This is a genomic window from Ralstonia sp. 22086, from assembly GCF_052045975.1.
Classification (GTDB): Bacteria; Pseudomonadota; Gammaproteobacteria; order Burkholderiales; family Burkholderiaceae; genus Ralstonia; species Ralstonia wenshanensis.
In genome coordinates this window covers 227,207-246,803 of record NZ_JBQEPZ010000005.1, presented here as the reverse complement: position 1 = coordinate 246,803, position 19,597 = coordinate 227,207, and the positions used below count along the sequence as shown (strand labels likewise).

Sequence of the window (19,597 nt, the reverse complement as noted above, 5' to 3'; positions counted from 1 at the left end):
TGCAGTTATACAAATTTGTATGAACGGATCGGAGCCAGGCTGGGAGTTGTATCGGACCTTCCTTGCCGTGGTGCGAGAAGGATCGTTGTCGGGCGCCGCCCGGGCGCTTGGGCTGACGCAGCCGACGGTGGGGCGGCATGTCGATGCGCTCGAACGGGCACTGGGCATGTCGCTCTTCGTCCGAACGCAGCAGGGGCTGAGCCCCACAGAAGCGGCGCTATCACTGCGGCCGTTTGCCGAATCGCTGGAAGCCACCAGCGCTGCCTTGCTGCGCGCTGCCTCCAGCCAGGGCGAGGGCGTACGGGGCACCGTGCGCATCACCGCCAGCGAGGTCGTGGCGGTCGAGGTGCTGCCGCCCATCCTCGCCGATCTGCACGCCGCCTATCCGGAGCTGACGCTCGAATTGGTGCCGTCGAACCGGATGGAAGACCTGCTGCGCCGTGAGGCGGACATCGCCGTGCGCATGCAGCCGCCGAGCCAGGGCGTGCTCGTCGCGCGGCACCTCGGCGAGATCGAATTGGGGTTGTTTGCGCACCGGCGCTATCTGGCACAGCGCGGCACGCCCAGCACGGTGGAAGAACTCGCTGGCCACACGTTGATCGGCTACGACAAGGAGAACGCATTCCTGCGCAGCGTGCGAGCGCAGTTCCCATGGATCCAGCGCAACCGCTTCGCGCTGCGTACCGACAGTGATCTGGCTGCGATTGCCGCACTGCGTGCGGGCTTTGGCGTCGGCTTCTGCCAGGTCGGCTTGGCACGGCACAACGTGGATCTGGTTCGTCTGTTCAGCGATCAGATCAGCATCACGCTCGACACCTGGCTCGCCATGCACGAAGACCTGCGTGACAGCCCGCGCTGTCGCGTCGTGTTTGATGCGCTGGCGACGGGGCTGTTGCGGTACATCAACGGCGATTGATCGATCGCGTTGTCAGCGGCCCTGGCGCAGTGGGTCGAGCAGGCCCTTCAGACCGTTGTGGTCCAGCTCCTGCATCAGCGCGAGCAGGTGGCCGATCTGCCCCGGCGGAAAGCCCTCGCGCGCGAACCAGTTGAGGTAGTGGCCCGGCAGGTCGGCAATCAGGCGGCCCTTGTATTTGCCGAAGGGCATTTGCGTGGTGACGAGGCGTTGGAGGTCTTCGGGGTTCATGGGCGCTATTGTGCCGCCGATGCGGGGACGAACGTGGGCACCCGCTCCAGCAAATGCCCAACAAAACTGGAGAGCTTCGGCAACGGCCGCCGATCCTGTCGATACACGACATGAATCGGCCGCGGCTCGGGTGCATACGCTTGCAGCACGCGCACCAGTCGGCCGCTTGCCAGGTCGTCGGCGACGAGCACTTCGGGCTGCAGCAGCAGGCCGGCACCGGCAACCGCCGCCGCGCGCAGGCCATGGCCGTCGTTGCAGGTGAAGGCCGGGTCGTCGCGCCACGGCGTGGCGCCGGTCCAGCCGGCGAGCTGCCACGCATTGCGGTTGTTCCACACCATGTGCGACAGGCAGCGATGCTGCGGCAGGTCGGCCGGCGTTTCCGGTCGGCCGTGCCGCTCAAGGTAATCTGGTGACGCGCAGATGACCATGCGATACACGCACAGCGGCTTGGCCACCAGATCGGCGTCACCCAACGGCCCGATGCGAATGGCGAGATCGAACCCTTCGTCGACGAGATCGACCATGCTGTTGCTCAGGTTCAACTCCACACGTACCTGCGGATGCGCCTGCTGGAACGTCGCGGCCAGTGGCGCGATCACGCACGCGCCGAACGTGGTGGGCGCGCTCACGCGCAGCGTGCCCGAAGGCGATGCGCGCAGCCGTTCGACAGACGTTTCCGCCCAGCGCACCTGTTCCAGCACGCGCTTGGCGTCTTCGTAGAACACGCGCCCCGCGTCGGTCAGGCTTTGGCGTCGTGTGCTGCGCTGGAGCAGGCGCGCGCCCAATTGCGTTTCCAACGCGCTCACGTATTTGCCGACCATCACTGCGGACATTTCCAGCCGTACCGCCGCCTCGGTGAAGTTGCCGCCCTCCACCACGGCGACGAAGGTTTCCATGCTCCGCAGCTTGTCCATATTCCGAACTATTGATTAGGAATACCCGAAGGTATCACGGCTTTATCCCATAGCGAGTTCGGCCAAGAATGGGCGCCATTCCAACCGGATTTGTGAAGGAGCAAAGCATGAAAATCGTCGTGATTGGCGCCAGCGGCACGCTTGGCCGCGCCGTGGTGGCGGAACTGGAGCAGGGCGGTGCGCACGAAATCATCCGCGTGGGACGTACGCAGGGCGAGCATCAGGTCGACATCACCAGCGCCGACAGCGTGGCCGCGCTGTTCGACAGGCTTGGCCGTGTGGACGCCATCGTCTCCACCGCCGGCAACCTGTTCTTCGGGCCGCTCACCAAGATGACCGCAGCGGATTTCAACGTCGGCCTGCAGGACAAGCTGCTTGGGCAGGTGCGCCTGGCGCTGGTCGGCCAGCACTATCTGAACGATGGCGGTTCGATCACGCTCACGACCGGCATCGTTGGGCAGGAGCCCATCGCCCAGGGCGCCAACGCGACGGCCGTGAACGCTGGTGTGGAAGGCTTCGTGCGGGCAGCCGCGTGCGAGTTGCCGCGCAGCCTCCGCATCAATGCCGTCAGCCCGACCGTGCTGACCGAATCCATGGGTGCCTATGGCCCGTTCTTTCCGGGCTTCGAACCGATTACGGCGGCGCGCGCGGCACTGGCCTACCGCCGCAGCGTGGAGGGCGTGCAGAGCGGGCGGGTGTATCGCGTGGGCTGAAGTTGCCCAGGTCGTGAACACGTTAAGGTTTGGGGTATCTCCCCCTTGCCCGCGTGGCGTGACTCCTTCTAGACTCGTTCATCCCCGACCCAGCGGTCGGCCAATCGCAGATTCAGGGCGGGCGCAGACCCGCTCGGCACATCTCAGGAGACGGCATGAAGGTTTCGCGCGCATCCCGCATTGCACTCGCCGCAATGGCGCTGTTGGCAGGTACGGCATTCGCCCAGGTGAAGGTCGGCATCACGGTATCTGCCACCGGTCCGGCCGCCTCGCTCGGCATTCCGGAAAAGAACACCGTGGCGCTGCTGCCCAAGGAAATCGCGGGCAAGAAGATCGAGTACATCGTGCTCGACGATGCGTCTGACACCACCACCGCCGTCAAGAACACACGCAAGCTCATCACCGAAGACAAGGTCGACTTGGTGATCGGCTCGACCGTTACGCCGAACTCGCTGGCGATGGTGGATGTGGTGGCCGAGAGCGAAACGCCGATGATCACCCTGGCCGCATCTGCGCGCATCATCGAGCCGATGGACGCCAAGCGGGCGTGGGTATTCAAGACGCCGCAAAACGATTCGCACATGGCGACCGCCATTGCCGAACACATGGTCAACCACGGCGTGAAGACCGTCGCGCTGATCGGCTTTGCCGATGCCTATGGCGATTCGTGGGCGCAGGAGTTCGACAAGGTGGCGGGGCTGCGCAAGCTGAAGGTTGTCGCCAATGAGCGCTTTGCAAGGACCGATACGTCGGTGACGGGGCAGGTGCTGAAGATCATGTCGGCCAATCCGGATGCGGTGCTGATCGCAGGCTCGGGTACGCCGGCCGCGCTGCCGGAGCGGGCGCTCAAGGAGCGTGGCTACAAGGGCAAGCTGTATCAGACGCACGGCGTGGCGAACGCCGACTTCCTGCGCGTGTGCGGCAAGGACTGCGACGGTACGTTCCTGCCGGCAGGTCCGATCTTGGTTGCCGAGCAACTGCCCGACAGCAACCCGGTGAAGAAGCCGGCGCTGGCGTACAAGACGGCGTATGAGAAGGCCTACGGCGGACAGGTCTCCACGTTCGGCGGGCACATGTGGGATGCCGGTTTGTTGTTCACACATGCGATGCCCGAAGCGCTGAAGAAGGGACAACCCGGCACGCCGGCGTTCCGCAAGGGGCTGCGCGATGCGATGGAGACGACGACCAATCTGGCGATCTCGCACGGCGTGATGAACATGAATGCGAAGGATCACCTCGGGCTGGATCAGCGGGCGCGAGTGATGGTGGAGATCAAGGACGGGAAGTGGAAGCTGCAGAACTGACGACCTAGCCAACGTCGTCTTCCCACGCAAAACGCACGGTTCGCGCCGTGCGTTTTGCTTTTTGCGGCGCAACCGTAGGCGAGGCTCTGCGGAATGGGCGATGCCGTGGTCTGGGGGAACGCGGCCTGGATTTCAGTGAGATCTGCGCGTCAGTCAGCTTGAGGCCGGCAGCGCCTTCGATGTATCGCTTTCGTCTCTATGTCCCGCCCACGCCGCAGATGGCGGGCACGCTCCGCGTCTTCGTCCACTTTCGGCGCGCGCATTCGGGCAGCGAAGGTAGGGCGCCAAGCCCGTTGATGTGTTTCACGTGAAACACAAACGCTGCCAACAAGCGGTGCATGTTTCACGTGAAACACGAAAAGCGGCCGAATTTTGTCGCGATTGCCGCATGGTCGAACTGCGGGGTAGCTGCGCGACTTATAATTCCGCTTCTTCAAATTTTCGATGCCTCCATGCGAGGAGGAAGCCATGCTGTATCCAATTGAATTCGATGTGATCGTGGTGGGCGGCGGACACGCTGGCACCGAGGCCGCCCTAGCGGCGGCGCGCATGGGTTGCCAGACCCTGCTGCTGACGCACAACATCGAGACACTGGGGCAGATGAGCTGCAACCCGTCCATTGGGGGCATTGGTAAGGGCCATCTGGTCAAGGAAGTCGATGCTCTGGGCGGGGCCATGGCCATCGCGACGGACGAGGGCGGTATCCAATTCCGCATCCTCAATTCCAGCAAAGGGCCGGCGGTGCGTGCGACTCGCGCCCAGGCGGATCGCGTGCTGTACAAGGCTGCCATCCGTCATCGCCTGGAAAACCAGCCCAACCTGATGCTGTTCCAGCAAGCCGTGGAAGACCTGCTCGTGGAAGGTGATCGCGTAGTCGGGGCCGTGACGCAGGTTGGCGTGCAATTCCGCGCGCGTGCCGTGGTGCTGACGGCGGGGACGTTCCTCGACGGCAAGATCCACGTCGGGCTGAACAACTACACCGGTGGCCGCGCGGGCGACCCGGCTGCGGTGTCGCTGTCGGCGCGGTTGAAGGAATTGAAGCTGCCGCAAGGGCGGCTCAAGACTGGAACGCCGCCGCGCATCGATGGCCGTTCCATCGATTTTTCTGTGCTGGAAGAGCAGCCGGGTGATCTCGATCCGGTGCCGGTGTTTTCGTTCATGGGCCGCGCGGATATGCACCCGCGCCAAGTGCCGTGCTGGGTGACGCACACCAACGAGCGCACGCACGACATCATCCGCGCCGGGTTGGATCGCTCCCCGATGTACACGGGCGTGATCGAAGGGGTGGGGCCGCGCTATTGCCCGAGCATCGAAGACAAGATCCACCGCTTCGCCAGCAAGGATAGCCACCAGATCTTCCTGGAGCCGGAAGGCCTGACGACGAACGAGTTTTACCCGAACGGCGTGTCGACCAGCCTGCCGTTTGATGTGCAGCTTGACCTGATCCATTCGATGCGCGGGCTGGAGAACGCTCACATCCTGCGCCCCGGTTACGCGATCGAGTACGACTACTTCGACCCGCGGGGGCTGCGGGCATCGCTGGAATCGAAGGCAATTTCCGGGCTGTTCTTCGCGGGCCAGATCAACGGCACGACCGGTTACGAAGAGGCGGCGGCGCAAGGTCTGCTGGCCGGTATCAACGCCGGCTTGCAAGTGCGGGGCAAGGACGCCTGGACGCCGCGCCGCGATCAGGCCTATCTGGGCGTGCTCGTTGACGACCTCATCACCCGGGGCGTGACCGAGCCGTATCGCATGTTCACCAGCCGTGCGGAGTTCCGCCTGAGCCTGCGCGAAGATAACGCTGACATGCGCCTGACTGAAGTCGGTCGCACGCTGGGCGTGGTCGACGACGCCCGCTGGGATGCCTTCAACCGCAAGCGCGACGCTGTTTCACGTGAAACAGAGCGCCTCAAGTCGACTTGGGTGAACCCGGCCACGCTGCCGTTGGAAGACGCTGAGCCGGTCCTTGGGAAGGGCATTGAGCGCGAGTACGCGTTGGCCGACTTGCTACGCCGCCCGAACGTGACCTACGAAACGCTCATGGGCATGCAGGGCGGTAAGTACGCGCTCGAAGCGCCGTTGGCGGAAGATCCGTTGCTGGCCGAGCAGATTCGCGAGCAGGTCGAAATCGGCATCAAATACCACGGCTACATCGCCCGGCAAGCCGATGAAGTGGAGCGTTTGGGTGCAAACGAAAACACCCGTCTGCCAGCGGATTTCGACTATTCGCAAGTGCGCGGACTGTCGATCGAGGTGCAACAGAAGCTGGCCAAGCACAAGCCCGAGACCATCGGACAGGCTTCCCGTATCTCCGGCGTCACGCCGGCCGCTGTGTCGCTGCTGCTCGTGCATTTGAAGAAGGGCGTGTTGCGCGGCCAAGTAGGCCCGCGCGCTGATTCCCAAGGCGAGGCGGCTTGATGGCGGATGCATTGACTGACGCCCGAACAGAACTGGAAGCCGGCGCTCGCGCGCTCGGCTTGTCCCTGGACGGCGCGCAGCTGGATCGCCTGCTCGCTTACCAAGGGCTGCTCGCCAAATGGAACCGCGTCTATAACCTGACCGCCATTCGTGACGCCGGCGACATGCTGACGCATCACTTGCTGGATTCGCTCTCGGCCGTGTCGCGCATTGCTGAGTTGGCTCGGCGTGCTCAACCTGGCGCACCGCGCGTGCTGGACGTCGGTTCGGGCGGTGGCCTGCCCGGTATTCCCCTGGCCATCGCTTTTCCAGATGTGAGCGTCACGATGGTCGACATCGTGCAAAAAAAGACGGCATTCCTGACGCAGTGCCGTGCAGAGCTTGGCCTGACCAATGCCCAATCGCATTGGGGCCACGTGGAAAAGCTGGCCGATGCCACCGGCTACGGCGTCATCACCTCGCGCGCGTTTGCCGAGCTGGTGGATTTCGTGAATCTGGCCGGCCATCTGCTGGCGCCGGGCGGCCGCATGGTCGCCATGAAGGGCGTACGCCCGGATGCCGAAATCGAGCGCCTGCCCGCCGGCTGGACCGTCGAAGCCATCGAACGCCTGACCGTGCCGGGGCTGCCGGCCGAGCGTCACCTGGTCATCCTTGCGCCGTCGGCGTGAGCGAACGTTGTAGCGAGCCATTCACCGCAGAGGAGTCATGTCGAATATTTTCGTGATCGCCAACCAGAAGGGTGGGGTCGGCAAGACCACCACCACGGTGAATCTCGCGGCCGGGCTGGCCGCGCAAGGGCAGCGCGTGCTGCTGGTCGACCTCGACCCGCAGGGCAACGCCTCGATGGGCTCGGGCATCGATAAGCACACGCTCGAATTCAGCGTCTACCAGGTCCTTGTCGGGCTGGCGACGATTCCGCAGGCGCGTCAGCGCTCGGAGGCTGGGCGCTACGACGTGCTGCCCGCCAACCGCGACCTGGCCGGCGCCGAAGTCGAACTGGTCGATCTCGAGCATCGCGAAAACCGCCTCAAGCTTGCGCTCGCCGAGGTAGAAGCCGACTACGACTTTGTCCTCATCGATTGCCCGCCGTCGCTCTCGCTGCTCACGCTCAACGGCCTGTGTGCCGCACACGGCGTGGTCGTGCCGATGCAGTGCGAGTACTTCGCGCTCGAAGGCCTGTCAGATCTCGTCAACACCATCAAGCAGGTGCACGCAAACCTGAACCGGGACCTCAAAGTGATCGGCCTGTTGCGCGTGATGTTCGACCCGCGCGTGACGCTGCAGCAGCAGGTCTCGGCGCAGCTCGAATCGCATTTCGGCGACAAGGTGTTCAAGACAGTCATTCCGCGCAACGTGCGTCTGGCCGAAGCGCCGTCGTACGGCATGCCGGGCGTGGCATTTGACGTGGCATCGAAAGGTGCGAAGGCCTATCTGGATTTCGGCGCCGAGATGATCGCGCGCGTGCGGCAGATGGCCGACACGCCGGCCTGAGCAGCACGAGGAACAACATGAGCACGATGAAGAAAAAGGGACTGGGCCGAGGCCTCGAAGCGCTGCTCGGCAGTCCGGCCGAGATTGTCGAAGCCGCCAAGCAGGAGGGCGCGCCGACGGTGCTGAAGCTCGAACAGATGCAGCCCGGCAAATATCAGCCGCGCACGCGCATGGACGAAGGCGCGCTGCAGGAACTGGCCGCGAGCATCCGCGCCCAAGGCCTGATGCAGCCGATTCTGGTGCGCAAGGTCGAGTCCGACGGTGCCAAGCCGAAGTACGAAATCATTGCGGGTGAACGCCGCTTCCGCGCCTCGCGCCTTGCCGGTCTGACCGAAGTGCCCGTCCTCGTGAAGGACGTGCCGGATGAATCGGCCGCCGCCATGGCGCTGATCGAAAACATCCAGCGCGAAGACCTCAATCCGCTGGAAGAGGCGCAGGGCATCGCGCGCCTGGTGCGTGAATTCCAGTTCACACATGAGCAGGCGGCGGAATCGGTGGGGCGTTCGCGCAGCGCGGTGTCAAACCTGCTGCGTCTTCTCAATCTCGCCCAGCCTGTGCAGACCATGCTGATGGCCGGCGACCTGGATATGGGTCACGCCCGTGCGCTGCTCGCCGTCGACGGTGCCACGCAAATCACCTTGGCCAATCAGATCGTCAACAAGCGCCTGTCGGTCCGCGAGACGGAAAAACTGGTGGCCCTGACGCTCAAGCCATTCGAGCTGAAGTCGCTCAAGCAGAAGGGCGGGCATCAGGGCGGCCGTGATGTTGCGCGTCTGGAAGAAGAACTTGCAGACGAACTCGGCTTGGGGGTGCAGATCAAGCTGGCGGCAAAGGGTCGTGGCCAGCTGACCGTGCAATTCAGCAGTCTCGATGAGTTCGATGGTTTGTTGGCGCGTCTGCGTCCTGACGGCGACGAAGAAGCTGCCTGAGTTCCATCTGCGACAGTTTGACGCACTAGCCGTCGCCCGCGTCGTTGCGCCATTTGGGGGCAGCCAGTTGGCACGGAATTGGTGCGATTACCTCCCGCGTCATCGACGCGGAGCGTTGCCAACACCATCATGAAATCAACGGGGTGCCGCTCCATCAGGCGGATTCGGTACCCCGGCAGCAGCAACGCATTGCGCACGCGGAATGGAACGCAGCCGCACAGAGTGCTGTCGAAGGCGCCCGCACGAGCGTTCGCTTGCGCGTTGACTGGTGAACGCCATGTCCCGTAAAATCGTGCGGTTTTAAATCCGCCTGACCCAAAGCGGTGCGGCATGATGAAAGCACATTCTTCCATGCAGCCAGCCGACCGGCAACGGCCCGATTCTTACGCTTCGTTGAACGCCGCCCGACCTCAGTCGGTGCAGGATCCGAAGCACGATGGTTGGGACGATGAGGAGAAGGCGGAGCCGCCGGTGCATGTGCTTTCACATGACGAAGCGGTCGCCCTGTTCGGCGAGCAGGCTCTGCAGGCCTCGCGCATCACGCCTTTTTCCATCGTGCTCGGCCAGGTGGCCATCACACTGTTGTGTGCGCTCGGTTGGTATGTCGGCAGTTGGTTCGCGGGCACGGGCGCTGCGTCAGCGGGCGAGGCCGCGCTTTCTGCTCTGCTGGGCGGTGGCGTGTGCGTGGTGCCTTCGGCATGGTTCGCGATGCGGCTGTCGACGGCCAAGGGGTTCGAATCCATCGCCCGTCTGGTGGTGGGCGAAGCGATCAAGGTGCTCGGCACGGTCGCGCTGCTGGTGATCGTGGTGGTTGTCTTCAAGGGCCTGCATTGGCCGCCCTTGCTGATCACCCTGATCCTGGTGCTCAAGATGTATTGGGTCGGTCTCGCGCTGCGATAGCGCGTTGAGTCGGCTCCAGCCCACCGCGACATGGCGGGCACACTGGACGTGTTGGCACGTGGCAGGAACCTGTGAGGCAGGAGAAGCCCCCGGTTCATTGCGCTGACACTCCGAAAGAATAAGGTGGCGCGTTCCAGCCGCGTGCAGTCCGCGATCCCCAGGGGAAACCTGGCTGAATCGGGCGCGAGTCGGAATGGGTCACGAAGAATGTTTCGCAATATTGGACTGAATCATCATGGCAACTGAAGTCGCAGAAGCCGCCGGCCACGCCGCCGAGCACGCTCTCACGCCTTCCGCGTATATCGCGGAGCATTTGCAGAATTTCAATAGCATCGGCGGCAAGCAGGCCTCCGTTGTCGACTTCTCCGTCATCAACTGGGACACGATGTTCTGGTCCGTGTTGATGGGTCTGATCGGCATCATCTTCCTGGGCATCGCCGCACGTCGCGTCACCTCCGGCGTTCCGGGCCGCTTCCAGGCCTTCGTTGAACTCGTCGTCGAGATGGTCGATGACCAGGCCAAGGGCATCATCCACGGCGATCGTTCCTGGATTGCTCCGCTGGCGCTGATGGTCTTCGTGTGGGTCACGCTGATGAACGCGGTCGACTTGATCCCGGTGGACTGGGTCACGGGCGTCAACCACCTCCTCGGTACGTTTGGCGTGCACGTGCCGCACCACCGCGCAGTGGCCACGGCTGACCTGAACGGCACGTTCGGCATGTCGTTCGCTGTGCTGATCCTGATGATCTACTACAGCTTCAAGATCAAGGGCGCTGGCGGCTTCGCGCACGAGCTGCTGTCGGCACCGTTCGGCGCCAAGTGGTACCTCGCGCCGTTCAACCTGATCCTCAACATCATCGAATTCCTCGCCAAGGCTGTGTCGCTGGGCATGCGGTTGTTCGGCAACATGTACGCGGGCGAGCTGGTGTTCCTGCTGATCGCGCTGCTTGGCTCGGTCTGGACGTTCGGTGCCGACGCGTCGGCGCTGGGTTTCGTGGGTCACGTGGTGGCTGGCGCAGTGTGGGCGATCTTCCACATCCTGATCGTGCTGCTGCAAGCCTTCATCTTCATGATGCTGACGCTGGTGTATATCGGCCAGGCACATGAACACCACTAAGTAGTTGCGGTTCAGGTTCTCCGGTTCCGTTTGATTTTTCCAAGTTCTCAAGTTCTTAGTCTTTCACGTAAAAGGGAGTCATCATGCAAGCATTTCTCGCCAACATCCAAGGTCTGACCGCCATCGGTATCGGCATCATCATTGGCCTGGGTGCTATCGGCGCCTGCCTGGGCATCGCACTGATGGGCGGCAAGTACATCGAAGCCTGCGCACGTCAGCCTGAACTGATGAACCCGCTGCAAACCAAGATGTTCCTGCTGGCTGGCCTGATCGACGCGGCATTCCTGATCGGCGTTGGTGTGGCCATGCTGTTCGCGTTTGCCAACCCGCTGCTGTCGGTCATCAAGTAATTCTTTTCGGTCTGCATGATGCCGGAGGCGGCCTGGGTGAACGCAGCGCGTGACCCTCGCCGCTTCGTGCATTGATCCGTAGTCTCAATACCGAAAGGAACACACCATGAACCTGAACGCCACACTCGTCGCGCAGATGGTCGTGTTCTTCATCCTGTGGTGGGTTGTTGCCAAATTCATTTGGCCGCCCCTGGTGAAGGCGCTCGACGAACGCGCGAAGAAAATCGCCGATGGCCTGGCCGCTGCCGATAAGGGCAAGGCCGAGCTGGAGCTGGCCAACAAGCGGGTCGACCAGGCACTGACCGAAGCGCGCAATGAAGGCGCGCAACGCATCGCGGACGCTGAAAAGCGCGCCCAGATGAGCGCCGATGAGATCAAGCAAAACGCCCAGGCCGAAGCCGCGCGCATCATCGCGCAAGCCAAGGCAGAAGCCGAGCAGCAAACCGTGCGCGCGCGTGAATCGCTGCGTGACCAGGTTGCTGTGCTGGCCGTCAAGGGTGCCGAGCAGATCCTCAAGCGTGAAGTCAATGCGCAGGTCCACGCCGATCTGCTCAATCAACTCAAGGCTGAGCTGTAATCATGGCAGAACTCGCAACCGTTGCCCGTCCGTACGCAGAGGCGCTGTTCCGCGTGGCGAAGGCCGGCAATCTGGGTGCATGGTCTGAGCTCGTGTCGGAAATGGGGCAAATTGCCGCCGTGCCCGACATGAAGGCAGTCGCCGATGATCCGAAGCTCTCCAAAGCCGATGTGGCGGGGATCTTCCTGTCGGCGCTGAAATCTCCGGTATCGCATGAAGCAAAGGAACTGGTTGGCCTGCTGGTGGCCAACAAGCGCCTGTCGTTGCTGCCGGAAATTGCCGCGCAATTCCATGTGCTGCGGAATGCCAGCGAAGGCGCCGCCGACGTCGAGATCACCAGTGCGTTCCCGCTTGAGGGCGCGCCCCTGACCGAACTGGTCGCCACGCTCGAACGCAAGTTCGGCAAGAAGCTGCAGGCTCACGTGAGCGTCGATCCTTCGTTGATCGGCGGCGTGCGTGTGCAGATTGGCGACGAAGTGCTCGACACCTCGGTGCGCGCGCGCCTGACGCAGATGCAGTCTGCGCTGACCGCCGCGTAATGCTGTTTTGCGAGGCGCCGATGCCATCGACGATATCGCGCCCGCAGACAGATTGAAGAATTAGGAGCATTCGATGCAACTGAACCCCTCCGAGATCAGCGACCTGATCAAGACCCGTATCGAGGGCTTGAAGGCTGGCGCTGACGCAAAGAACACCGGCACGGTCATCTCCGTGACGGACGGTATCTGCCGCATTCATGGCCTGTCGGGCGTGATGCAAGGCGAAATGCTGGAATTCCCGGGCAACACGTTCGGCCTCGCGCTGAACCTCGAGCGCGACTCCGTCGGCGCTGTGGTGCTGGGTGAGTACGAGCACATTTCCGAAGGCGACGAAGTCAAGTGCACGGGCCGCATTCTGGAAGTTCCGGTTGGCCCGGAACTGCTGGGCCGCGTGGTCAACGCACTGGGCCAGCCGATCGACGGCAAGGGCCCGATCAACGCCAAGAAGACGGACGTGATCGAAAAGGTCGCTCCGGGCGTGATCGCACGTCAATCGGTGAGCCAGCCGGTGCAGACCGGTCTGAAGTCGATCGACGCAATGGTGCCGATCGGCCGTGGCCAGCGTGAGCTGATCATTGGCGACCGTCAGACCGGCAAGACCGCTGTGGCCGTCGACGCCATCATCAACCAGAAGGGCAAGGGCATCTTCTGCGTGTACGTGGCAATCGGCCAGAAGGCTTCGACGATCGCCAACGTGGTGCGCAAGCTCGAAGAGCACGGCGCGCTGGACTACACGATCGTGGTGGCGGCTGCCGCTTCCGACTCGGCTGCCATGCAGTACCTGTCGGCCTACGCCGGCTGCACGATGGGCGAATACTTCCGCGACCGTGGCGAAGACGCCCTCATCGTGTATGACGATCTGACCAAGCAAGCTTGGGCGTACCGTCAGGTTTCGCTGCTGCTGCGCCGTCCGCCTGGCCGTGAAGCGTACCCCGGCGACGTGTTCTATCTGCACTCGCGTCTGCTGGAGCGTGCTGCACGTGTGAACGCCGAGCACATCGAGAAGATCACCAACGGTGAAGTCAAGGGCAAGACCGGTTCGCTGACCGCACTGCCCGTGATCGAAACGCAGGCCGGCGACGTGTCCGCGTTCGTTCCGACCAACGTGATCTCGATTACCGACGGCCAGATCTTCCTGGAAACCGACCTGTTCAACGCAGGTGTGCGCCCCGCAATCAACGCCGGTATTTCGGTGTCGCGTGTGGGTGGTGCTGCTCAGACCAAGGTCATCAAGAAGCTGTCCGGCGGTATCCGTACCGACTTGGCTCAGTATCGTGAACTGGCTGCGTTCGCGCAGTTTGCTTCCGACCTGGACGAAGCGACCCGCAAGCAGCTCGAGCGCGGCCGCCGCGTGACCGAACTGCTCAAGCAGCCGCAATACCAGCCGCTGCAAGTGTGGCAGTTGGCCGCGTCGCTGTACGCAGCCAACAACGGCTTCCTCGACAACGTGGACGTGAAGGACATCCTGGCTTTTGAAAAGGGCCTGCACGACACGCTGAAGACGAAGTACGCCGATCTCATCAACCGCATCGAAGATACGAAGGATCTTTCGAAGGACGATGAGGCCGCCCTGCGTGCCGCGATCGAGGATTTCAAGAAGTCCGCCGCGTTCTAACCGCGTCATTCCCGAAACTGGTCGCGCGTAGCCAGCGTGACCAGGTTTGAACGGAGAGGAAGAAATGGCCGGAACAAAAGAAATCCGCACCAAGATCAAGAGCGTGCAAAACACGCGCAAGATCACCAAGGCGATGGAAATGGTCGCCGCATCCAAGATGCGCAAGGCGCAGGAACGGATGCGTGCTGCCCGCCCGTATGCCGAGAAGATCCGCAACGTGGCTGCGCACATGGCACTGGCCAATCCGGAGTACAAGCACCCGTTCATGGTTGCGCGCGACATCAAGCGTGCCGGCCTGATCGTGGTGACGACGGACAAGGGCCTGTGCGGTGGCTTGAACACCAACGTGCTGCGTGCCGTCACCACCCAACTGCGCGATCTGCAGAACAAGGGCGTTGAGACGCAAACCACTGCCATCGGTACCAAGGGCATGCAGTTCCTGGGCCGCGTCGGTGCGAAGGTGGTCTCGAACGTCGTGCATCTGGGCGACACGCCGCATCTGGAAAAGCTGATCGGCGCGATCAAGGTGCAACTGGACGCGTTCAACGCTGGCCAGATCGATGCCGTGTACCTCGCGTACACCCGCTTCATCAACACGATGAAGCAGGAGCCGGTGGTCGAGCAACTGCTGCCGCTGACCGCCGACAAGCTAGCGCAGAGCGACGCCGAGAAGCAGGCCTACTCGTGGGATTACATCTACGAGCCGGACGCACAGACGGTGGTCGACGAGCTGCTGATCCGCTACGTCGAGGCGCTGGTGTACCAGGCGGTGGCCGAGAACATGGCGTCCGAGCAATCGGCCCGGATGGTGGCGATGAAGGCGGCTTCGGACAACGCGAAGAACGTGATCGGCGAACTGCAACTGGTCTACAACAAGACCCGTCAGGCAGCGATCACGAAGGAACTGTCCGAGATCGTCAGCGGCGCAGCTGCAGTCTGATAGCCACGGCAAAGAATCAAGTTATTGGAGATACAAATGAGTATCGCAAACGGAAATATCGTGCAGTGCATCGGCGCCGTGGTGGACATTCAGTTCCCGCGCGACGCGATGCCGAAGGTCTACGACGCGCTGGTGCTGGATGACAGCAACGACGCTTCGTTCGCCGAGAAGGGCCTGACCTTCGAAGTGCAACAACAGCTGGGCGACGGCGTGGTGCGTACCATTGCGCTGGGTTCGTCCGACGGTCTGCGTCGCGGCATGCGCGTGGCGACCACCGGCGCGCCGATCTCGGTGCCGGTTGGTCACGGCACGCTGGGCCGCATCATGGACGTGCTGGGTCGCCCGATTGACGAAGCCGGCCCGATCGCCTGCGACGAAAAGCGCGCGATTCACCAGAAGGCCCCGAAGTTCGACGAGCTGTCGCCGTCGGTGGACCTGCTGGAAACCGGCATCAAGGTGATCGACTTGGTCTGCCCGTTCGCCAAGGGCGGTAAGGTGGGTCTGTTCGGTGGCGCCGGCGTCGGCAAGACCGTGAACATGATGGAGCTGATCAACAACATCGCCAAGCAGCACTCGGGCTTGTCGGTGTTTGCTGGCGTGGGCGAGCGTACCCGTGAGGGCAACGACTTCTACCACGAAATGAAGGACTCCAACGTGCTCGACAAGGTGGCCATGGTGTTCGGCCAGATGAACGAGCCGCCGGGCAACCGTCTGCGCGTGGCGCTGACCGGCCTGACGATGGCCGAGCGCTTCCGTGACGAAGGCCGTGACATCCTGTTCTTCGTCGACAACATCTACCGCTACACGCTGGCCGGTACCGAAGTGTCGGCACTGCTGGGCCGTATGCCTTCCGCCGTGGGCTATCAGCCGACGCTGGCTGAAGAAATGGGCAAGCTGCAGGAACGTATTACGTCGACCAAGACCGGCTCGATCACGTCGATCCAGGCCGTGTACGTGCCTGCCGATGACTTGACCGACCCGTCGCCGGCAACGACCTTCCTGCACCTTGACTCGACCGTCGTGCTGTCGCGTGACATCGCTGCACTGGGTATCTACCCCGCAGTGGATCCGCTCGACTCGACGTCGCGCCAGCTCGACCCGCAAGTGGTTGGCCAGGAGCACTACGAAGTCGCCGACCGCGTGAAGAAGACGCTGCAGCGCTACAAGGAACTGCGCGACATCATCGCGATTCTGGGCATGGACGAACTGTCGCCGGAAGACAAGCTGGCTGTGGGCCGCGCCCGTAAGATCCAGCGTTTCCTGTCGCAGCCGTTCCACGTTGCAGAAGTGTTCACGGGTTCGCCGGGCAAGTACGTGCCGCTGAAGGAAACCATCCGCGGCTTCAAGATGCTGGTGGACGGCGAGTGCGATCACCTGCCGGAACAGGCGTTCTACATGGTCGGCTCGATCGACGAAGCCTTCGAGAAGGCCAAGAAGCTCCAGTAAGAGCAACGTCTGGCACCGCGCGTAAGCCGGGGCCAGTACTGGCTTCCTGAAGCCCATTCAGGAAGCCGCTTTTCTGAGCAAAGGAATCGAGATGGCAACCATTCATGTAGACGTCGTCAGCGCTGAGCACGAGATCTTCTCCGGCAATGCCAAGTTTGTGGCACTGCCCGGCGAAGCCGGCGAGCTGGGCATTCTGCCTGGTCACACGCCGCTGATCACGCGCATCAAGCCGGGCGCCGTGCGCATCGAGAAGGAAGACGGCGGCGAAGAGTTCGTGTTCGTTGCTGGTGGCATTCTCGAAGTGCAGCCGAAGAAGGTGACCGTGCTGGCCGATACCGCAATCCGCGGTCACGACCTGGACGAAGCCAAGGCGAACGAAGCCAAGCGTGCGGCCGAAGAGGCGCTGCAGAATCAAAGCAGTGACCTGGATCTGGCGCGTGCGCAAAGTGAACTGGCCGTGGCCGCTGCGCAGCTTGCAGCGATCGCCCGCCTGCGTCGCAAGCGCTAAGGCAAGTGTGTACCGGCCGGTGTCATCGGTCGGCACAGACGAAAAAGCAGCCCCGAAGGGCTGCTTTTTTTTGCCTGCGAACTGGCGCGGCACCTGCGCTCAGCGGTGCTCGCCTTCGCGCTTTTCATCACCGCGATTGCCTTGCGGATGCGGTTGGGCTTCATGGTGTTCCTGCCGAGGCGGTTGAGCCTGCGGCGGACGGGCTTCGGGCGGACGCGGTTGGGCCTGCGGTTGCGGCTGACGCATCTCAACATGCGGTTGCGGTGCGGGGCGCGGGGCTTCCATGTGCGGTTCCGGCCGGCGCTGTTCAGGCTCCGGGCGTGTGCGCATCTGCGGCGGCTCGTTGTGCGGACGCTCCTGCATGGCCGGGGCAGGATTGCCATTGAAGCGATTCGGCTCCTGGCCACCGCGCTGTGGTTGCGGTTGAAGATGCGGCGCTTGAGGGCCGGTCTGCGGCAGTTGCGGACGCGGCTCGAAGGCGCGGCGCTCGTCGCGCGGTGTGCCGGGTGCGCCGTCGCGCTGCGGCGGACGTGTCGTCATGCCGGCCGGGCCTTGCGGCGCAGGCGCAGCCTGCGGTTGCCCCGGCCGCTCTTGCGGCGTGGCGGCACCCGGCAAGGGACGTGGGCGGTTGATCGAGTCCGGGGCCATGAGGGCCCGCGGCGCCGGTCCCGGCTGGGCGCCATGCGGCATCGGCGTGCCCTGCGGGTTCGGGGAGCCCATCAATCCTTGCGGACCATTCGGACCGCGTTGTTCCACCGGTCGGCCGGGCTCGGCGTGTGCAGACCCGTTCGGTGCGGCGCGACTCAACCGTAGACCCGCTGCCTGCGCAGCCGCTGGCGCGGTCGGCATCTCCAAATTGGCGTGACCCCGCACCGGCGCAACGCGGGTGCCCGCGTTGCCACCTGTCCACGCAGGGCCAGCGCCCGGGAGCGCTCCGCCTTGAGAGCGGAAGCGTTCTGCCAACGCATCGTGTCCGCCTGCCGGCGTGGCGGGAGCGTGCACTGCAATCGCCTGACGTGCAAACGCCTGCGGCGGCGGCAACTGATGCGGCCCGCCGTTGGCCGCCGCGCCTACCAGGCTGGCACGCACGGGTGCCAGCGCCGGCGTCGACACAAACTGCGCGTGCGCCATCTGCGCGCGCAGCTGTTCAGGCCGCAGATGCGTCATGGCGGGGCCGACCGGTTGGCCGTTCACGAACGTCTTGGCCGGCACTGCCGTCAGGGCGGCGGGGTTGTTTGCGTTGACATATGTGACCCGGTTCACGTTTCGAACGTTGGTCACGTTGGTGGTGTTGTTGATGATGGTCTTGTTGACCGTGACATTGTTCACCACCACGGTGCGGTTGATGTTCGTCACGTACGTCGGGCTGGCCGCATACACGGGGCGATATGCCTCGCCCGGCGCTAGCGGGAACCACGCCACACCCGGCGAGCCGATCGAGATGTTGATCCCCCAGCTCACCCCGCCACCGCCACCGCCGCCCACGAAACCGACGAGTGCCGGCGCATAGACCGGACGCGGCACCACCGGCCCGGGCACCCAGCACCAGGTGGAGCCGACATACGCCCAACGGCCATAGTGGAAAGGCGCGAAGCCCCACGGCGCGTCATCGACCCACGTCCAGCCCCAGGGCGCCACCCACGCCCAATGGCCCGTGCGATACGGGGCCCAGCCGACCGGCACCGCGCGCGGTACCCACACGGCGCCATAGCCGTCTTCTTCACGCCATGTGCCGTTGTCGTCGAGGGCTTCATAGCCGGTCATTTCACGACCGACGTAGCGGGCAGACACAGATGCGTCTTCGCGGGAATCGCGCGATTCCGCCCAGCGGTCGAAGGCGTCGCGCCCGGGGTTGTCGGTGCCGCCGGCCTCGGCGAGGTCGGTGCCGCCAAAGCGGATTTGCTGGCCCGCGCCCAGCGGAGTAGAGCGGTCATCGCCGTAGGCCGTGCCCTGACCGTGCCAGACGGTGACGGTCGTGCTGGAGCCATCGGGTGCGACGTCGAGACGGTATTCGCCCGGTGCTTGCGGCGTGAACGCGAGGTTGGGCGTATCGATCTCGATGGTCTGGTCGGCGGGCAGCGAACGCACGCGAACCGACAGGGCGCCTTGGGTGAGCTTTACCTGTGTGTTGCGGTCGTCCAGGTCGACGAGCGTGGCGCCGGTGTTTTGCCCGAGCCGCAGCGCCGTGGACCCGACGTGCAGCTCGCTGTGGCTGCCCTGGTCCGACCACAGGCGGTCGCCCGTGGTGAGCGGGCGGTTGAGCGAGGCGCCGGCCCAGTCATCGGAGCCGGCGGGTGCGAAGCTCACCGTGCCTGAAAAGTCCGACAGGCGCGCCACCCGCGAAGCCGGATCGGCGGCCATTGCAGCCTGCGCACCGCAGACAAGCAATACGGCGGCAACGCCTACCGCGCGCAGCACATGCGGCAGCCGTACACCGGAGAGAGGAGAACGACGGGAAACATTGGACATGGTGAGCCCTCGTTTTTATGGCGGCCTGTGCCGCGTGGATGTCTCCATTTAACGCGGGAGGCGTCGAGGGGCCGACTTGGCTTTGTAAGAGCGTGTTTCCTAGCGCGGGAAGCCGATAGACGGATCTGCCGTATCCAGGGCGCTCGGGAAAGCCGGGAAGCTGGCGGGCAGGCGCGCGAATTGCGCGCACAAAAAAAAAAGCGCGCGGGCCGGGGAGCACCGC

The 19,597-nt window shown here is 63.7% G+C and carries 19 protein-coding genes; 16 read left to right on the top strand and 3 right to left on the bottom strand.

Annotated elements, in window-relative coordinates:
* Positions 1-19 precede the first annotated feature (19 nt).
* Positions 20-916 carry a LysR family transcriptional regulator gene (locus tag ACTJK6_RS21890; protein WP_440840164.1) on the top strand — a complete coding sequence of 299 codons (897 nt, stop codon included), beginning with the start codon at positions 20-22 and terminating at the stop codon, positions 914-916.
* Between the two features lie 12 nt (positions 917-928).
* Here ACTJK6_RS21890 and ACTJK6_RS21885 read toward each other — a convergent pair whose 3' ends face one another.
* Positions 929-1,144, bottom strand: a complete 216-nt coding sequence (locus ACTJK6_RS21885) for a DUF3820 family protein (RefSeq protein ID WP_440840163.1) — start codon at positions 1,142-1,144, stop codon at positions 929-931.
* Positions 1,145-1,149: 5 nt separating this feature from the next.
* Positions 1,150-2,058 carry a LysR family transcriptional regulator CrgA gene (gene crgA / locus ACTJK6_RS21880; protein WP_322016938.1) on the bottom strand — a complete coding sequence of 303 codons (909 nt, stop codon included), beginning with the start codon at positions 2,056-2,058 and terminating at the stop codon, positions 1,150-1,152.
* Between the two features lie 107 nt (positions 2,059-2,165).
* Between crgA and ACTJK6_RS21875 the strand changes: the two genes are divergently transcribed.
* The 15 genes from ACTJK6_RS21875 (at position 2,166) to ACTJK6_RS21805 (ending at position 16,905) form a co-directional block, all read left to right on the top strand.
* Complete coding sequence (locus tag ACTJK6_RS21875; RefSeq protein WP_316870514.1) at positions 2,166-2,771, top strand: short chain dehydrogenase; 606 nt, start codon at positions 2,166-2,168, stop codon at positions 2,769-2,771.
* A gap of 155 nt (positions 2,772-2,926) precedes the next feature.
* On the top strand, positions 2,927-4,075 hold the full coding sequence (locus tag ACTJK6_RS21870) for an ABC transporter substrate-binding protein (protein WP_253535753.1): 1,149 nt from the start codon (positions 2,927-2,929) through the stop codon (positions 4,073-4,075).
* A 468-nt stretch (positions 4,076-4,543) separates the two neighbouring features.
* Positions 4,544-6,493: a tRNA uridine-5-carboxymethylaminomethyl(34) synthesis enzyme MnmG gene (gene mnmG, locus ACTJK6_RS21865; protein ID WP_260803577.1), complete on the top strand. Its 1,950-nt coding sequence runs from the start codon at positions 4,544-4,546 to the stop codon at positions 6,491-6,493.
* Entirely contained in the window at positions 6,493-7,161 is a 669-nt protein-coding gene (gene rsmG, locus ACTJK6_RS21860) for a 16S rRNA (guanine(527)-N(7))-methyltransferase RsmG (RefSeq protein ID WP_440840162.1), read from the top strand. The genes mnmG and rsmG overlap by 1 nt, the downstream gene beginning before the upstream one ends.
* A gap of 37 nt (positions 7,162-7,198) precedes the next feature.
* The gene (locus ACTJK6_RS21855) at positions 7,199-7,984 is read left to right on the top strand and encodes a ParA family protein (RefSeq protein WP_004628617.1); all 786 of its coding nucleotides are present in this window, start codon (positions 7,199-7,201) and stop codon (positions 7,982-7,984) included.
* Positions 7,985-8,001: 17 nt separating this feature from the next.
* Positions 8,002-8,913: a ParB/RepB/Spo0J family partition protein gene (locus ACTJK6_RS21850; RefSeq protein ID WP_260803576.1), complete on the top strand. Its 912-nt coding sequence runs from the start codon at positions 8,002-8,004 to the stop codon at positions 8,911-8,913.
* Positions 8,914-9,264: 351 nt separating this feature from the next.
* Positions 9,265-9,813 (top strand): ATP synthase subunit I, encoded by a 549-nt coding sequence (locus tag ACTJK6_RS21845; RefSeq protein WP_440840161.1) that lies wholly within the window; start codon positions 9,265-9,267, stop codon positions 9,811-9,813.
* Between the two features lie 235 nt (positions 9,814-10,048).
* Positions 10,049-10,930 carry a F0F1 ATP synthase subunit A gene (atpB, locus tag ACTJK6_RS21840; RefSeq protein ID WP_045205301.1) on the top strand — a complete coding sequence of 294 codons (882 nt, stop codon included), beginning with the start codon at positions 10,049-10,051 and terminating at the stop codon, positions 10,928-10,930.
* Positions 10,931-11,013: 83 nt separating this feature from the next.
* Positions 11,014-11,280, top strand: a complete 267-nt coding sequence (gene atpE, locus ACTJK6_RS21835) for a F0F1 ATP synthase subunit C (protein ID WP_003262709.1) — start codon at positions 11,014-11,016, stop codon at positions 11,278-11,280.
* Positions 11,281-11,386: 106 nt separating this feature from the next.
* The gene (locus tag ACTJK6_RS21830) at positions 11,387-11,857 is read left to right on the top strand and encodes a F0F1 ATP synthase subunit B (RefSeq protein WP_045205302.1); all 471 of its coding nucleotides are present in this window, start codon (positions 11,387-11,389) and stop codon (positions 11,855-11,857) included.
* A 2-nt stretch (positions 11,858-11,859) separates the two neighbouring features.
* Positions 11,860-12,396 (top strand): F0F1 ATP synthase subunit delta, encoded by a 537-nt coding sequence (locus tag ACTJK6_RS21825; RefSeq protein ID WP_009239555.1) that lies wholly within the window; start codon positions 11,860-11,862, stop codon positions 12,394-12,396.
* A 73-nt stretch (positions 12,397-12,469) separates the two neighbouring features.
* Positions 12,470-14,011, top strand: coding sequence for a F0F1 ATP synthase subunit alpha (gene atpA, locus ACTJK6_RS21820; RefSeq protein ID WP_252692291.1), 1,542 nt, complete (start codon positions 12,470-12,472; stop codon positions 14,009-14,011).
* A 64-nt stretch (positions 14,012-14,075) separates the two neighbouring features.
* On the top strand, positions 14,076-14,951 hold the full coding sequence (gene atpG, locus ACTJK6_RS21815) for a F0F1 ATP synthase subunit gamma (RefSeq protein WP_004628636.1): 876 nt from the start codon (positions 14,076-14,078) through the stop codon (positions 14,949-14,951).
* A gap of 42 nt (positions 14,952-14,993) precedes the next feature.
* A complete protein-coding gene (gene atpD / locus ACTJK6_RS21810) occupies positions 14,994-16,397 on the top strand; it encodes a F0F1 ATP synthase subunit beta (RefSeq protein ID WP_024542535.1) in 1,404 nt (467 codons plus the stop codon).
* A gap of 91 nt (positions 16,398-16,488) precedes the next feature.
* Positions 16,489-16,905: a F0F1 ATP synthase subunit epsilon gene (locus tag ACTJK6_RS21805; RefSeq protein WP_027678849.1), complete on the top strand. Its 417-nt coding sequence runs from the start codon at positions 16,489-16,491 to the stop codon at positions 16,903-16,905.
* Positions 16,906-17,004: 99 nt separating this feature from the next.
* Here the strand turns inward: ACTJK6_RS21805 and ACTJK6_RS21800 are convergent, their stop codons facing one another.
* Complete coding sequence (locus ACTJK6_RS21800) at positions 17,005-19,374, bottom strand: DUF6600 domain-containing protein (RefSeq protein ID WP_440840160.1); 2,370 nt, start codon at positions 19,372-19,374, stop codon at positions 17,005-17,007.
* Positions 19,375-19,597: the final 223 nt, after the last annotated feature.